At 66.6% G+C, this 13,775-nt stretch carries 13 protein-coding genes and 4 pseudogenes; 7 read left to right on the top strand and 10 right to left on the bottom strand.

The window, feature by feature from the left end; all coding sequences use genetic code 11:
- Nucleotides 1-49: 49 nt before the first annotated feature.
- Both ABAZ39_RS37840 and ABAZ39_RS37310 read right to left on the bottom strand, forming a co-directional pair.
- Nucleotides 50-199: pseudogene (locus tag ABAZ39_RS37840) on the bottom strand (IS701 family transposase); the annotation flags it as partial.
- Nucleotides 200-232: 33 nt separating this feature from the next.
- A complete protein-coding gene (locus tag ABAZ39_RS37310) occupies nucleotides 233-505 on the bottom strand; it encodes a transposase (protein WP_081863503.1) in 273 nt (90 codons plus the stop codon).
- A 100-nt stretch (nucleotides 506-605) separates the two neighbouring features.
- On the opposite strand from ABAZ39_RS37310, the gene tnpA (ABAZ39_RS33645) reads away from it, so the two are divergent.
- Together tnpA (ABAZ39_RS33645) and ABAZ39_RS32320 are read left to right on the top strand one after the other, a co-directional pair.
- On the top strand, nucleotides 606-980 hold the full coding sequence (gene tnpA / locus ABAZ39_RS33645) for an IS66-like element accessory protein TnpA (protein WP_051658835.1): 375 nt from the start codon (nucleotides 606-608) through the stop codon (nucleotides 978-980).
- Nucleotides 884-1,219: an IS66 family transposase gene (locus ABAZ39_RS32320; RefSeq protein WP_505436649.1), complete on the top strand. Its 336-nt coding sequence runs from the start codon at nucleotides 884-886 to the stop codon at nucleotides 1,217-1,219. The genes tnpA (ABAZ39_RS33645) and ABAZ39_RS32320 overlap by 97 nt, the downstream gene beginning before the upstream one ends.
- A gap of 437 nt (nucleotides 1,220-1,656) precedes the next feature.
- Here the strand turns inward: ABAZ39_RS32320 and ABAZ39_RS37305 are convergent, their stop codons facing one another.
- Nucleotides 1,657-1,977: a hypothetical protein gene (locus ABAZ39_RS37305; protein WP_247881820.1), complete on the bottom strand. Its 321-nt coding sequence runs from the start codon at nucleotides 1,975-1,977 to the stop codon at nucleotides 1,657-1,659.
- Between ABAZ39_RS37305 and ABAZ39_RS37800 the strand changes: the two are divergent.
- A pseudogene (locus ABAZ39_RS37800) lies at nucleotides 1,871-2,326 on the top strand (winged helix-turn-helix domain-containing protein); the annotation flags it as partial. The gene ABAZ39_RS37305 and the pseudogene ABAZ39_RS37800 sit on opposite strands and share 107 nt — an antisense overlap.
- 81 nt (nucleotides 2,327-2,407) lie before the next feature.
- Here the strand turns inward: ABAZ39_RS37800 and tnpC are convergent.
- From tnpC to tnpA (ABAZ39_RS36390), 3 genes are all read right to left on the bottom strand, one after another.
- On the bottom strand, nucleotides 2,408-3,991 hold the full coding sequence (gene tnpC / locus ABAZ39_RS32310) for an IS66 family transposase (protein ID WP_040138477.1): 1,584 nt from the start codon (nucleotides 3,989-3,991) through the stop codon (nucleotides 2,408-2,410).
- 72 nt (nucleotides 3,992-4,063) lie between these two features.
- Entirely contained in the window at nucleotides 4,064-4,417 is a 354-nt protein-coding gene (gene tnpB, locus ABAZ39_RS32305; RefSeq protein ID WP_040138476.1) for an IS66 family insertion sequence element accessory protein TnpB, read from the bottom strand.
- Nucleotides 4,414-4,806, bottom strand: coding sequence for an IS66-like element accessory protein TnpA (gene tnpA / locus ABAZ39_RS36390; protein ID WP_040138475.1), 393 nt, complete (start codon nucleotides 4,804-4,806; stop codon nucleotides 4,414-4,416). The genes tnpB and tnpA (ABAZ39_RS36390) overlap by 4 nt, the downstream gene beginning before the upstream one ends.
- Nucleotides 4,807-4,972: 166 nt before the next feature.
- Here tnpA (ABAZ39_RS36390) and istA point away from each other — a divergent pair.
- A pseudogene (istA, locus tag ABAZ39_RS32295) lies at nucleotides 4,973-5,893 on the top strand (IS21-like element ISAzs30 family transposase); the annotation flags it as partial.
- Nucleotides 5,894-5,928: 35 nt separating this feature from the next.
- Here the strand turns inward: istA and ABAZ39_RS32290 are convergent.
- A complete protein-coding gene (locus ABAZ39_RS32290; protein WP_040137483.1) occupies nucleotides 5,929-8,922 on the bottom strand; it encodes a Tn3 family transposase in 2,994 nt (997 codons plus the stop codon).
- Nucleotides 8,923-9,053: 131 nt separating this feature from the next.
- Here ABAZ39_RS32290 and ABAZ39_RS32285 point away from each other — a divergent pair, with 131 nt between their 5' ends.
- From ABAZ39_RS32285 to istB, 3 genes and pseudogenes are all read left to right on the top strand, one after another.
- Nucleotides 9,054-9,644 (top strand): recombinase family protein, encoded by a 591-nt coding sequence (locus tag ABAZ39_RS32285; RefSeq protein WP_040137482.1) that lies wholly within the window; start codon nucleotides 9,054-9,056, stop codon nucleotides 9,642-9,644.
- A 1-nt stretch (nucleotide 9,645) separates the two neighbouring features.
- Nucleotides 9,646-10,015: pseudogene (locus ABAZ39_RS32280) on the top strand (Mu transposase domain-containing protein); the annotation flags it as partial.
- Complete coding sequence (gene istB, locus ABAZ39_RS32275; protein ID WP_040138473.1) at nucleotides 10,015-10,887, top strand: IS21-like element ISAzs30 family helper ATPase IstB; 873 nt, start codon at nucleotides 10,015-10,017, stop codon at nucleotides 10,885-10,887. The pseudogene ABAZ39_RS32280 and the gene istB, both read left to right, overlap by 1 nt.
- A 109-nt stretch (nucleotides 10,888-10,996) precedes the next feature.
- On the opposite strand, the gene ABAZ39_RS35955 is transcribed toward istB, so the two are convergent.
- From ABAZ39_RS35955 to ABAZ39_RS33640, 3 genes are all read right to left on the bottom strand, one after another.
- A complete protein-coding gene (locus tag ABAZ39_RS35955) occupies nucleotides 10,997-11,134 on the bottom strand; it encodes a hypothetical protein (protein ID WP_200885656.1) in 138 nt (45 codons plus the stop codon).
- A gap of 157 nt (nucleotides 11,135-11,291) precedes the next feature.
- On the bottom strand, nucleotides 11,292-12,671 hold the full coding sequence (locus ABAZ39_RS32270; RefSeq protein ID WP_040138472.1) for an ABC transporter ATP-binding protein: 1,380 nt from the start codon (nucleotides 12,669-12,671) through the stop codon (nucleotides 11,292-11,294).
- Between the two features lie 138 nt (nucleotides 12,672-12,809).
- Nucleotides 12,810-13,775, bottom strand: coding sequence for a class I SAM-dependent methyltransferase (locus ABAZ39_RS33640; RefSeq protein WP_081863501.1), 966 nt, complete (start codon nucleotides 13,773-13,775; stop codon nucleotides 12,810-12,812).

Here is a 13,775-nt window from a genome sequence, read left to right as displayed (position 1 = left end):
CTCCAGGTTGACCACGCGATGACGGTGGCGGGCTCGACCGACCGCTGGGTTAGGCGGTCGGCAACACGACGGATCTCCTGCATCGACCAGCGGACCATGGGCGGGGAACTTTCCTCGTCGTTTTTGGGGGCGCGGCGCGGGCATCGGCCTTGTGCCGGACCACCGCCAGCAGGGCGAAGGCGAGCATCACCAGTGATACGGGCGGCGCGTGAAGGCTTCCATTGCTTGGAAATCAAGCGAATTGCGGCCACCAGTGGAACCATATCGCGGCTCGAATGCGATCAGGATTATCGGCGAGACCGCAGCAACGATCGGCAAGCGCTTGATCAAGGGCACCGAGATCCGCGAAGTAGGTGTTGGCGATCGTTTCGTTGGTCAGTGGCCAGAGATGCTCGGCCGGCTGCAATTCGGGGGAATACGGGGGTAAGAATTCCAGCGTGATGCCCTCCGGGATGTCCAGCGTGCTGGCGACATGCCAGCCCGCGCCATCGAGAACGATGAGCACGTGGTAAGCGGCTGGGGAACGCCGCCTTGTTGGTGGTGAGAAAGTAGGTGAAGAGCGGGTCTACGGAGGCTCCAATGGAGTCCAGAAGGAGGCTCGCTTGATGCAGAGGGTCGAGGTGATCACCGGCAAGGAGCGGCGCCGGCGGTGGAGCGAGGCGGAGAAGGCGCGGCTGGTGGCGGAGACGCTGGAACCGGGGGCGATCGTCGCCCATGTCGCCCGCCGGCATGGGGTGGCGGAAAGCTGCCTGTACACGTGGCGCCGCCAGCTGGTCGGCGGGATGGTTGATCCGCAGCCGGGTGATGACGCCGCGCTGCTGATCCCGGTGGCGCTGGAGACGGCCCCGGCTTGCGAGACGGAGCCGTCGTTCCCGCCACGGCATTGCGCACGCAGCTGGACCAGTTGCTCCGCCAGGTTCCAGGCAAGTCCACCCTGGCCGAGGCGATCCGCTACACGCTGTCCCGCTGGCCGGCGCTGACGCGCTACCTCGCCGATGGGCCGGTTGGAGATCGACAACAACAGCGCCGAGCGCGCCATGCGCGCCGTGGCCCTGGGCCGCAAGAACTGGCTGTTCGCCGGCTCGCACGGCGGGGGCGAAGCCGCCGCGGTGTTCTACACCCTCATCGAAACCGCCAAGAGCAACGGCCACAACCCGCGCCTCTGGCTCACCCGTGTCCTGGAGGCCATCGGGCGCGAGCGCGACCTCACCGATCATGATGACCTTCTGCCTTGGGCCATGCCAACAGAACCGGCTACCACCTGAAGGGCGTTCCCCAGCCGCTTACGGAGCGCCGTCATGGAAGGTTCTGCCATCCGCATGCCGGACCAAAGGATAGAGCGCCGTCATTGGAGGGTCCTCATGTGTCTCAATGCGCTTGGTGAGGGTCAGGCGCAGAGTGGGCGCCTCCCTCACGGCTCGTCCTCCTGTCCGTGTTCCGACCAAATACCGGTGCAAGGCTGCACGATGCTCGCCCGACCACCATAGATCAGCCGGCGGTGTCTTGTGACGTTCCATGTCAATCCTCGTCGAGCGAGGCCGACCGCTCGGGCTTTCCCACCTCAAGCTCAGCAGCCGAAGCCATGTCGAAGTGAAAAGTGCCGGGGCGGGGTGGCACGCAACGGGCACCCGCCCCGGCAGCCGACGCATTGCGCGCTTACTTCAGCGCGCCCTTGATGTCCTCGTATTGATCCTTTTGCCACTTCTCCAAACCCTGGAGCTGATTCTTCGTCATGTTCACGGCGATTTTGTCGCCGCTCATGTGAAGCTGGCTCAGAGGCAGCACCACATCCTTCCCGCTGAAGCCGCCAACACCATCGACATCAAGCACGGCAAGCGACCAGCGCCAGTTCAACCCCGGCGCCAGACCGCTGCTCGACGCAAGCCAACAGCGCCGCCTGAGGGATAATCTGGACGATCCGCCGCCCGACCGTGGCTTGTGGACGGGCCGCTCGGTCGCCCAATGGATCGCCGGCATGCTCGGGCGTCTGGTCTCCCCCCGGCGCGGCACCGATTATCTGGGCCGGCTCGGCTTCACCCGCCAAGTGCCGCGCCCCCGCCATGCCGAAGCCGATCCCTTGGCCCAAGAGGTCTTCAAGGCGCGGTTCCGCCGCCGTGTGCAGGCACTTCAGCAGGAGGATCCCGACACGCCTCTGGAGGTGTGGGCGATGGACGAGCATCGCGTCGGGCTGAAGCCGGTGCTCCGCCGGGTGTGGGCGCCGCGCGGCTGCCGCCCCATGGCCCGCGGCCACCAGCGCTTTGAGTGGATGTATCTCGTGGGCTTCGTGCGGCCGAGCACCGGACGGGTAATCTGGTTCCTCACCGATGGCATTGATGCGCCCATGTTCGGGGCCATCTTGGACGCCTTTGCCCGCGAGGTTGGAGCTGGGCCCACCAAGCCCGCTTCGCTAGGTGGTAGCCGGTTCTGTTGGCATGGCCCAAGGCAGAAGGTCATCATGATCGGTGAGGTCGCGCTCGCGCCCGATGGCCTCCAGGACACGGGTGAGCCAGAGGCGCGGGTTGTGGCCGTTGCTCTTGGCGGTTTCGATGAGGGTGTAGAACACCGCGGCGGCTTCGCCCCCGCCGTGCGAGCCGGCGAACAGCCAGTTCTTGCGGCCCAGGGCCACGGCGCGCATGGCGCGCTCGGCGCTGTTGTTGTCGATCTCCAACCGGCCATCGGCGAGGTAGCGCGTCAGCGCCGGCCAGCGGGACAGCGTGTAGCGGATCGCCTCGGCCAGGGTGGACTTGCCTGGAACCTGGCGGAGCAACTGGTCCAGCTGCGTGCGCAATGCCGTGATCTCCAGCGCCGCCTCGGCCTGACGCGCGGCGGCACGCCGGGCCGCCGGCTGGCCGCGCACGCGCTCCTCCACGGCGTACAGGCGGCCGATGCGCTCCAGCACCTCCTTGGCAGCGGCTCCCTTGTGAGCTTGATGGATATCGAAGAATTTCCGCCGCACATGCGCCCAGCAGGCCACCTCGATGATCGCCAGCGGATCGCCGCCCCTGGCCTCGTAAAGGGCGTTGAAGCCGGCGTAACCGTCGGCCTGCAGCGCGCCCCTCCAACCGGCGAGCTGGCGCTGGGGATGCTCGCCCTTGCGGTCGGGCGTGTAGCGGTAGAGCGCCGCTGGCGCGGCGGCGTCGCCACAGGCCCGGTCGTCGCGCGCGTAGACCCACAGCCGCCCGGTGCGGGTCTTGCCGGCGCCGGGGGCGAACACCGGCACCGGGGTGTCGTCGACGTGCAGCTTGCCCGCGGCCAGCACATGGGCGGCGATGCGCTCGGCCAGCGGCTTCAACAGCACCGCGGTGCGGCCGAGCCAGTCCGTCAGCGTCGAGCGCGGCACCTCCACCCCTTCACGGGCGAACCGCTCGGCCTGCCGGTAGGCCGGCAGATGGTCGTCGTACTTGGCCAGCACGATGTCGGCGAGCAGGCTGGCGCCGGCGCTGCTCTTGGGCAGCGGCACCGGTGGCGGCGGCGCCTGGCTGATGTCACCGCAGCACCGGCAGGCCATCACCGGACGCACGTAGCGCCGCACGCGCAGCCGTGCCGGCACCATCTCCAGCACCTCCGAGACGTCCTCGCCGATCCGCCGCAAGGCGAGCCCGCAGCCCGGGCAGGCGGCATAGGGCGCCGCCAGTTCCTCGTCCTCGCGCGGCAGATGGGCAGGCAGCGGCTTGCGGATCGGGTGGGTGCGCTCGCCGGTCGGCATCGCCGCCTTCGGGGCGGCGGGGACGGCCGCTTGCTCGGCCTGATGCTGCTCCAACTCCTCGATCTGCAGTTCGAGTTGATCGGCAGCCCGGCCCAGCCTCTCCGAACTCTGGCCGAAGCTGCGCCGGCGCAACGCGGCCAACTGGCCCTTGAGCGTGTCGATGATGCGGTCGCGCGCCGCCACCGCCTGCTCGCGCTCGGCCAACTGCGCCGACAGTTCGCCCACCAGCGCCTGAAGAGCGGCCACGTCGTCGGGGAGCGGATCGCCGGCGGAATGCGGAAGCATGGTGCCAGTGTACCGGCCGGCGGCGCGCCGGTCACCGGCCGGAGCCGGGGTGAGTCACCCCGCCGCAGGCTGTCAGGAGGCCAACGTCGGCGCCGGCTCGTCGGTGCGGCGCAGGGCCCGCCAATCGATGCCCTCCAGCAGCATGGCGAGCTCGGCCGGCGACAGACGGACCTGTTCGGTGGCCGGGCTCGGCCAGACGAAGCGGCCTTTCTCCAATCTCTTGGAGATGAGAACGAACCCTTGGCCGTCCCACACCAGGATCTTCAGCAGGTCGCCACGCCGGCCCCGGAACACGAACAACTGGCCCGAGAACGGATCCTTGCGCAGGTGCTGCTGGACGACGGCGGCGAGCCCGTCGAAGCCCTTGCGCATGTCGACCGGCCGCGCCGCCAGCCAGACCCGCACGCCCGGCGGCACGCTGATCACCGCCGCCCCGTGAGCGCGGTGATCAGCGCCGTCAACGCCGGCGTCGGGTAGTCCGCCCCGATCTCCAGCCGTGTCCCGTCGGCAAACCGAACCAGCGCGCGAGGCGCAGGCGCCGATGGCGGGAACGACGGCTCCGTCTCGCAAGCCGGGGCCGTCTCCAGCGCCACCGGGATCAGCAGCGCGGCGTCATCATCCGGCTGCGGATCAACCATCCCGCCGACCAGCTGGCGGCGCCACGTGTACAGGCAGCTTTCCGCCACCCCATGCCGGTGGGCGACATGGGCGACGATCGCCCCCGGTTCCAGCGTCTCCGCCACCAGCCGCGCCTTCTCCGCCTCGCTCCACCGCCGGCGCCGCTCCTTGCCGGTGATCACCTCGACCCTCTGCATCAAGCGAGCCTCCTTCTGGACTGTCAGTGCCGGGTGAATACTCCACAGAAGGGGCGGATGAAATTTCCCCAGTTTGATGCAACGGCAGGGCTCCGGGGCATACGCCCCGGAGCCCTGCGGCCGCCCGTCGCCCATGATCACCCTCCGAGGTGGAGGGAGGGCGCAGGTGGTCAGACTTGGGGAGCTCGTCATGATTCTCGATCTCGCCCGCGAGGGCCTGTCGGTGTCGGCGATCGCACGCCGCACCGGTCTGGATCGCAAGACCATCCGCAAATACATCGCCCGCGGATTGGAGGCGCCTGCCTACACCCCCCGGCCGGCTCGGCCGACGCTGCTCACACCCTTCGAGCCCTATCTGCGCGAACGCCTGCAGGCCTTTCCCGATCTCAGCGCCCGTCGCCTGCTGCGGGAACTCAAGGAGCGCGGTTACACCGGCGGCTATACCATCCTGAAAGCCGTGGTCCGCGCCATCCGTCCCACCCCGTCACCGTCCTTCGAGCGTCGCTTCGAGACGCCACCCGGCAAGCAGGCCCAGGTCGATTTCGCCTTCTTCAAGACGACCTTCACCGACGAGCCCGAGGTGGAGCGGATCGTCTGGCTGTTCTCCATGGTGCTCGGCCACAGCCGCATGATGTGGGCCCGCTTCGTCGCCCGCCAGGACCTGCAAACCGTGCTCCGCTGCCACATCGCCGCCTTCGACAGCTTCGGCGGCGTGCCGGAACAGATCCTCTACGATCGCATGAAAACCGCCGTGCTGGGCGAGGTCGAAGACCCCGATCAGCCGACCCAAGGCATCGCTTACAATCCCAAGCTCCTCTCCCTAGCCAGCCACTACGGTTTCCTGCCGAAGGCCTGCAAGCCGTACCGCGCCAAAACCAAGGGCAAAGTCGAACGGCCCTTCCGCTATGTGCGCGAGGACTTCTTCCTGGCCCGCAGCTTCCGCAATCTCGAGGACCTGAACATCCAGTTCACCCAGTGGCTGGATCAGCTCGCCAACCGCCGTCGGCACGCCACCACCCAGCGCGTCGTCGCCGAGCATTTCGCCAAGGAGCGCCCCCACCTCAAGCCGCTGCCGGCCGGCCCCTTCAAGGGGCCATCGCAGAACCTGCTCAAAATCGTACGCTAGGCGGCGACCCTCTGGAACGAAGCGGGAATTCGCCGGAGTGGTCGGAACGCTGCCGAGGAATCCACGTCGCCGTCAGCCCAGACATAGTCTCCGGTGAGCGCGATGTGCTCCCAGCCGAGTGGCGCCACGTGTGCCAACAGGTCAGCGGGAATGTCTTCGCCGGCTGCGCGGAGCGCGTCCACGGCGCGACCCAGATAAACGGTGTTCCAGAGCACGATGGCGGCGACCACCAGGTTGAGCCCCGAGGCCCGATGGCTCTGGTTCTCGAACGTCCGGTCACGTAGTTCGCCCAGACGATGGAAGAAGACGGCCCGCTTGAGCGAATGCTCCGCCTCCCCCTTGTTCAGGCCAGCATGGGAGCGACGGCGAAGGTCCGGGTCCTTCAGCCAGTCCAAGGTTGCCAGTGTGCGTTCGATGCGGCCGACCTCGCGCAACGCTTTGGCGAGCTGGTTCTGCCGTGGGTAGGCCGCGAGGCGGCGCAAGAGGGCGGACGGCGCCGCCGTCCCGGTGCGCACGGACGTGGCCAGCCACAGCAGGTCATCCCAGGATTCCTCGACGAAGTGCAGGCGCACCGGGCCGCCGATCAATGGCGTCAGCAATCCATAATCGGCCATGCGGTCAATCACATACAACCGACGCTCCTTGAGATTGCGGACGCGAGGGGCGAAGCGGAACCCCAGAAGATGGCAGAGTCCCGACACATGATCGGTCGCGCCGGCCGTATCGGTGTAGTGCTCGCGGATGGACAGCGCGCTGCCGTGCATCAGAAGGCCGTCCAGCACATGGGCCGCCTCGCCCGCCGTGGCCGAGATCACCTTCGTGTGGAAGGGAGAGAACCGATCTGAGACATGGGTGTAGAACAGCACGCCGGGGTCGTCGCCATAGCGGGCGTTCACGTCGGAGCGCGCCTCGCCACGGCCGCCCGCCCGGAAGAACTGCCCATCCGACGACGAGGTCTCGCCCGGCCCCCAGTGGTGGGCCATCGGGTGGGCGTGGTGGGCGTTCACCACGGTGGCCAGGGCAGCGGCGTAGGTTTCGTCGCGCACATGCCACTCCGCCGCCCAGATCAGCCGGGCATGGTTCAAGCCGCGCGACGCCTCGGCCATGCGCGACAGCCCCAGATTGGTGCCGTCCGCCAGCACCGTGCCGAGCACCGCGGCGCGGTCGAAGGCCGGCTCGCCGGTGCGCACATGGGTGAAGCTGCTGGTGAATCCGGTCCAGTGGTCGACCTCGGCCAGGATCTCAGTGATCCGTATGCGCGGCAGGAGCGCGGACAGCCGTTTGGCGAGAATGCCCGCAGCCTCGGGCACGGCGCGGGACAGCGGGGAAATGGTTAGGCGGCCCTCCTCCAGCGTGACGTCCGGCAATCGGTTGGCTTCGGCCAAAGCGGCAACCTCGCGCAACCGGTCGTCCAGGAGTTTCGTCCGTTCCGTGGCATAGTCCGGCCACGACACCGGGATGGGGAGATCGAGGCTCCCGGTGCTGCGCAGGTCCTCGAACGTTGGCCGGGGCAGCAGAAAGTCGGTGAACCGTCGATAGGCGCGGGCGCCCTCGATCCAGACATCGCCGGCACGCAGCCGTTCGCGCAGATGCGCGAACACGGCCATTTCATAGGCGCGGCGATCGAGGTTTTTACCCTGTGGCAGCACGAGGGGGCGCCAACGGCGCTGGAGAAAGGAGACCGGCGCGTCCTTCGCTAGGGTCGGCCGGCCTTCCGACACATACAGTGCCTTGATGGCGTCGACCGCCTTGAGCAGCGGATCGGACTTGCGGTACGAGCGGAAGGCAAAGGTTTGCAGGAAGGTCGGGGCAAACCGCCGGGCGGACGCATGCCGCTCCACCACCTCGGGCAGGCTGTTGCCTTCATCGGCGGTCTCGGCGATGCCGACGGCGTGATCGACGCTCTTCTCATAGGCTTTCCACCCCACGGCCGCCTCGATGGCGGCAAACGGATCGGTCCCGTTCCGTCGGGCGGCGACGAGAGCCCGGCCGCTCACCGCGTGCATCCAGACCAGGCTTTCCTGCTCCTTGGCCCGGTCGGTCAGCCGTTCCGTGCGCTTGCGCTCGGCACGCCGGAACAGGGCTCCCATCAGCCGGTCGAACATCTCCACGGCGGCGTCGCTGAGCCGGGCCTCCTGCTCGATGACGAAGGCGGTCAGGACGGCAAGACGGCGTTCCGGGCCCAGGCGCGACAGGTGCTGCGCATCCATGATTCCCGCTTCGCCGGCGATGATGGCATAGCGGACTTGATGAATGCGCCGCGCCCGATCCGCTTCGATGCCGATGGCCCGCACCGTTGCCAAGCGCTCCGCCAGACGGACCAGGTTCGCTGCGGAAGGCGCCTCCGACCACTCGCGCAGTTGCGTCAAGCCGGTGCGGCCCTCCGGTTCCGTCACCTTCAAGAGCGCCAGGAGGCGCTCGGTCTGTCGATCCTCCAACCCGCGGATCAGACTGGCATAAGCGGCGGCTCGAGCCCTGGCACGGACGGCGAGGCCGAGGCGCTCCACCACGGTGGCGACCGGCAGCAGGACGCGGCGCGCCCGCAGCTCTTCCACTACAGCCAAGGCGATGGCATCGCCCCGGTCGGTGCCGCGAGCCACCTCCGATGCCACACGCCACATGGCCCGATAGTCGGCCAAGCCGAAGGGCGACAGCCCGAAGGCCGCTTGCAGTTCGGCCAAATGCTCGCGCCGGGTTTCCTCCCGCCGGGCGTAGTCGACGAACAATGCCGGATCGGCCCCGACCTGTCCGGCGATGTGAGCGAGCATGGCGGTCGGTGGTTCCTCGCCAATTCCCAGGGCCCGTCCAGGATGGCGCAGGTAGGCCAGCTGCATCGCGAAGCCGAGCCGGTTCCAGGGACGGCGCCGACGACGCACGTGCGCCAGATCGTCCGGCGAGAGGGTGTACAGGCGCGTGATGGCGGTCGGCTCCGACGGTGGATCGAACAGAGCGGCTCGCGTCTGAGGGGATAGAAGCTGGCGGCGGGGCATGGGATGGGCATTGCGCAAACGGCCGTCTGCGCACCGGTCTGGAGGGGAACGGTAGAACAAAGGCTTGCTGGTTGCACAATCCTGTTGCCAAACTCGTATCCAAGGCAACGGGTTTATGCAAGGATGGTGCGATGCTGCTTGGCTACGCGCGCGTGTCGAAAGCGGAAGGGCAGGACGCATCGGCCCAGGTGGACGCCCTGCGGGCGGCTGGCTGCATGCGTGTCTTCCAGGAGGCGGGATCGGGCGGCCGCTGGGACCGGCCCGAGTTGCATCGGCTGCTCGACCAGCTGCGTCCCGGTGACGTGGTTGTCGTCTGGAAGCTCGACCGGCTGTCCAGGTCGCTGAAGGACCTGCTGTTGATCCTGGAGCGGATCGAGCTGGCGCAAGCCGGATTCCGCTCGCTCACCGAGGCCGTCGACACCACCGGCCCGGCCGGCCGCATGATGATGCAGATGCTGGGCGCCTTCGCCGAATTCGAGCGCGCCATGATCCGCGAGCGCACCCGGGCGGGATTGGAAGCCGCCAAAAATCAGGGGCGGCGCGGCGGCCGACGCCCAAAGCTCACGACCGCGCAATGCCGTGAAATCATTGAGATGGTGACATCGGGGAGGAAGTCCGCCGCCGAGGTTTCCCGGCTCTTCGGCGTCCATCCCGCCACGGTCAGCCGCTTGCTCTCCCGGGCCCGCCGCTTAGCGTACGATTTTGAACAGATTCTGCGATGACCCCTTCAACAGCGTGCTGGCCCTGGAGCGCCGTGTGACCCGCGACGGCATGGTTTCGAGTCGGCGGCAACCTCTACTCCGTGCCGGATTGCACCCGCCGGCGGACGGTGGAGGTGCAGGTCACCGCCGGCACCGTCACCATCCTGGAGGACGGCATAGCCGTCGCATCCCACCCGGCGCTGGAAGGACGAGGCCAGCGGCGCATTGCCACCGGACACCGGACCCAGCCTCCACCGCCCAACAGCCAGACGCCCAGGGAGGTCGCCACGCCTCCGGCACCTCCGCTGCAGGGCGGCACCGTCACCCCTCGCTCGCTGGCCATCTACGACACCATCGGCCGCCACTTGGCCGGCCAGCCGGGGAGCCCGTGATGAGCACCACGCCACTGGAAGCCGGCCCCGCCACCCTCGACCGCATTCGCCAGTATCTGGTTGGGCTGAAGATGCCGCGCGCCTTGGAAGCGCTGGAGCACATCCTGCGCCGGCTGGAACGCGGCGAACTCTCCGCCTTGGAGGCCATCGATGCCCTGCTGGGTGAAGAACTGACGTTGCGCGAGGGGCGCCGCATCAAGGCGGCCCTGAAGATGGGACGGCTTCTCTCCATCAAGACGCTCACCGGCTTCGACTTCTCCTTCCAGCCTTCGCTCGATCGTGATCGGATCATGACCTTGGCGCAGCTCGACTTCGTTGACCGGCACGAGGTGGTTCATTTCCTCGGCCAACCCGGCTGCGGTAAGACGCACCTGGCACTCGCTCTGGGGGTGGAGGCCGTCAAGGCCGGCCGCTCGGTCTACTTCGCCACCCTGGCCGACATCGTGAGCTCGCTGGCCAAGGCCGAACGTGAAGGGACCTTGCGGGAACGCCTGCGCTTCCTGTGTCGGCCACAGCTGCTGATCGTCGACGAGATCGGCTACCTGCCGGTGATCCCCAGCGGCGGCAACCTGTTCTTCCAGCTCGTCAACGCCCGCTATGAACGCGGCGCCATGATCCTGACCTCCAACCGCGGCTTTTCCGAATGGGGCGATGTTTTCGGCGGCACCGTCGTTGCCTCCGCCCTGCTGGACCGCCTGCTGCACCATGCCGTAGTGGTGCAGATCGAAGGCGCCAGCTACCGCTTGCGACGTCATGCCGAACTGATGCCGGAGAACAACCGCAGCCGCCCGATCACTGCCCCACCGCCGGCTCCACGGCGCCGAGGTCGGCCACCAAAAGCGAGGAGCGCCGACACCGAAGCCAATCCATAGCCCTTCAAACCATCTGGGGATTTTTCGGCCGACCGTTCCGGGGAAACTTCATTCGGCCTTTACATGGACTCCATTGGAGCCTCCGTAGACCCGCTCTTCACCTACTTTCTCACCACCAACAAGGCGGCGTTCCCCAGCCGCTTACCTCACTCGCCACCTTGGCCTCCCGTACGATCTTGCCCGTCGCGTCCACCACGCACACGCTGCTCTGTTCCAACGAGACGTCGATCCCGGCATAGTGCTCCATGGCTGTCCCTCCATGATGCTTGGGGCCGATCCGCTCGGACCCCGTTTCTCACACCATCACTGTGGGGACAGCCGCCCGCCCAAGCCAGAGCTTGGAGCAAGGCCCATTACGGCATCTAGACTACGTGTTTGCCGACCGCAAGACGCCTTACGGCTCCTCAGCGGGCCGTGTGGGAACCGATGGGCTGGCGCGTGCCCTCAACCTCCAACGCGATCTCGAGCATGGGAATGCCCACAAGACCACGGGAGACATGGCTGGAATGGACGCGGAAGAAAAGCGCGTCATCCGCCCAATGATGCTGGACGTGGTCGTGCTGTGTGCCTTCGGCGATGGCAGCCACAACCGCAAAGTCACCGATGGGCAGATAAGGCATCTGAAAGCGGAAGGTTGCCGCGAACTCCTGACTTGGTTCCACCATCAACGGGGCATCGCAGTAGGAAAGAAATGTGTTGTCTCCAAACAAATTTTGCCCAAGACGATCCTTGATATAGAAGCCAATGATCGGGCTGTGGATCGCCTTTTCCGCACGGCAGGTCACCTTTAGGATCACCTGCTCTCCTCCGTCCAACGATGGCAGAATATTGCCCTGCGGATCGAGAAGCTGAACGCTGACGATGCGCGCGCCCTCCACGCCATACCAGGGGCTGTCATTGTTGAATTCGAAGATCTGGATGGTGTTGCGGTGCTGGGAGGATTTCAGAAGATCATCCCGCGCGTCCTGGACCACCGCGATGGCGGTTGGGGCCGCGCGATTGCCCCCGATGCGGAAGCTGTTCGAGGTGTCCCGCTCGCTGTGGAGATCGGCAATGTAATGGTAGCAGACGTCTTTAGCCGCACCGACTTCGCGCACCTCACCGTTTTCCAGCCAAACCGCACGGTCGCACAGACTGACCACTTGGGACGTGTCGTGCGACACAAAGAAAAGAGTTCCGGACTCCCGGAACTTGTGAATGAAGCGCATGCATTTCTGCGTAAATGCGGCGTCGCCGACCGCAAGGATCTCATCCACAATCATGATGTCGGCATCGACATGGGCCGCCACAGCGAAGGCGAGCCGGGCGTACATACCGCTGGAATATAGTTTGACCGGCTGTTCGATGAAGTCGCCAATGCCGGCGAAGGCCGCGATGGAATCGTAGCGCTCGTTGATCTCGTTGTTGCTGAGGCCAAGCACCGAAGCGGCAAGGTAGACATTTTCGCGCCCGGTAAACTCCGGATTAAAGCCGGCACCCAATTCCAGAAGAGCCGCAATCCGCCCATTGACAGCCAGCGTGCCGCAGGTTGGCGTCAGCGTGCCGCACACGAGTTGGAGGAACGTAGATTTTCCCGATCCGTTCCGGCCAATGATCCCGATGGTTTCCCCTTTGGCGACGGTCAGGTCAACACTCCGCAAAGCCCAGTATTCATCATAATACTTGCGTCGGCCGCGGCAGATCATTTGCAACAGGCGGTCCTGGGGCTTGCGGAAAATGGGATAGACTTTGCCGAGGCCAACCGCCTGGATGGCAATGTCGGAGCTTGCGGTCTCAGACGACATTTACGAAACCCTTGAGCATTCTGCAAAACACATGACACGGAGGCATGGAAAGCCAAGGCGGTCAACCGTTGAAAAGTCCTGCCCGGCAACCCTCCAAGCACGCCCGGAACGGCTGAGGTTCTCAAGAAACACCAGCGGTCATTGAGACTGTCTTTGGGCCGCGGCATCCGTAAGCCGGGCGCACTCGGCCCGCAACGCATCCTGCTCCTGAATGAGCGCGGCCACCTCGTTCTGCAGGGCGGTCGCCTGGGCGAACATGGTCCGATACTGGGTCATCGCCGTTTCGATCTGCTCCTCGGCAGAGGCCTTGTAACCCTCATAGACCCTCTGCATCTGGAGCCCCTGCTCCAGGTAGATCGCGGCGTGGTGGCTGGCCTCCTGATACTCGTGCAGAAGCCGCACGCGGTCGCCCAGCGCCTCGAACAACGCATACAGCGCTGCCTTCTCCGCGTCCGGCAGGCGGCAGAGCGCCAGAAGGGGGGTGGGCACCGCCTCACCCACCGCGACAACACCCAAGCCGCAGCCGAAGGGGAAATTCAGGGTCGGGTAGCGCGCCTGCACCTCCTCCCAGAAGCGCCAGACGCCGAAGTCGCCGGTGCGGACCTCGGTGTCGTGCATCAGGATGACGCCGGATCGGCTCACCTTCGGAAGCCAGGTCTCGAAGTCGTGGCGGACGGCCTCGTAAGTGTGCAGCCCGTCGATGTGGAGAATGTCGATGGAGCCGTCGTCGAAGCGCGGGCGCGCGTCGTCGAAGGACTCCCGCAGCAGCGTCGAGAAGGCGCCGTAGAGCGGGTCGTGATGCTCCCGCAGGACATCGTAGGTGTCGCGGGCATAAGCGCCGGTCTGGTGGTCGCCTTCCCAATGGTCCACCGCGGACAGGCGGGTGCCGGTCCCGAAGGCCGCCGCCCCCTCGCAGAAGGCGCAGTAGGAGGCGCCCTTCTGCGTTCCCAGCTCGACCAGCTGGCCGGGACGCAGCAGGTCCATCAGCAGGAAGGCGAAGGGAATGTGCATGTGCCACGTGCTTTCGGGCAGCCAGCCGGGCGTCCGGAAGATCGACGGACGCCCAAGCAGGTCCGCAACGGCACTGGAGAGGGGGTAAGACAT

Origin of the sequence: Azospirillum argentinense, assembly GCF_000632475.1 — a bacterium.
Classification (GTDB): Bacteria; Pseudomonadota; Alphaproteobacteria; order Azospirillales; family Azospirillaceae; genus Azospirillum; species Azospirillum baldaniorum.
The sequence above is the reverse complement of the archived record's forward strand: the minus strand, read 5'-3'. Positions and strand labels throughout refer to the sequence as shown.

Bases quoted from the DNA above. Each gene is read 5' to 3' on its own strand.
- tnpA (WP_051658835.1), top strand. From the start codon at position 606: ATGCAGAGGGTCGAGGTGATCACCGGCAAGGAGCGGCGCCGGCGGTGG.
- ABAZ39_RS37305 (WP_247881820.1), bottom strand. From the start codon at position 1,977: ATGCCGGCGATCCATTGGGCGACCGAGCGGCCCGTCCACAAGCCACGG.
- tnpC (WP_040138477.1), bottom strand. From the start codon at position 3,991: ATGCTTCCGCATTCCGCCGGCGATCCGCTCCCCGACGACGTGGCCGCT.
- tnpA (WP_040138475.1), bottom strand. From the start codon at position 4,806: ATGCAGAGGGTCGAGGTGATCACCGGCAAGGAGCGGCGCCGGCGGTGG.
- ABAZ39_RS32290 (WP_040137483.1), bottom strand. From the start codon at position 8,922: ATGCCCCGCCGCCAGCTTCTATCCCCTCAGACGCGAGCCGCTCTGTTC.
- ABAZ39_RS32285 (WP_040137482.1), top strand. From the start codon at position 9,054: ATGCTGCTTGGCTACGCGCGCGTGTCGAAAGCGGAAGGGCAGGACGCA.
- istB (WP_040138473.1), top strand. From the start codon at position 10,015: ATGAGCACCACGCCACTGGAAGCCGGCCCCGCCACCCTCGACCGCATT.
- ABAZ39_RS35955 (WP_200885656.1), bottom strand. From the start codon at position 11,134: ATGGAGCACTATGCCGGGATCGACGTCTCGTTGGAACAGAGCAGCGTG.
- ABAZ39_RS32270 (WP_040138472.1), bottom strand. From the start codon at position 12,671: ATGTCGTCTGAGACCGCAAGCTCCGACATTGCCATCCAGGCGGTTGGC.
- ABAZ39_RS33640 (WP_081863501.1), bottom strand. From the start codon at position 13,775: ATGTCTTACCCCCTCTCCAGTGCCGTTGCGGACCTGCTTGGGCGTCCG.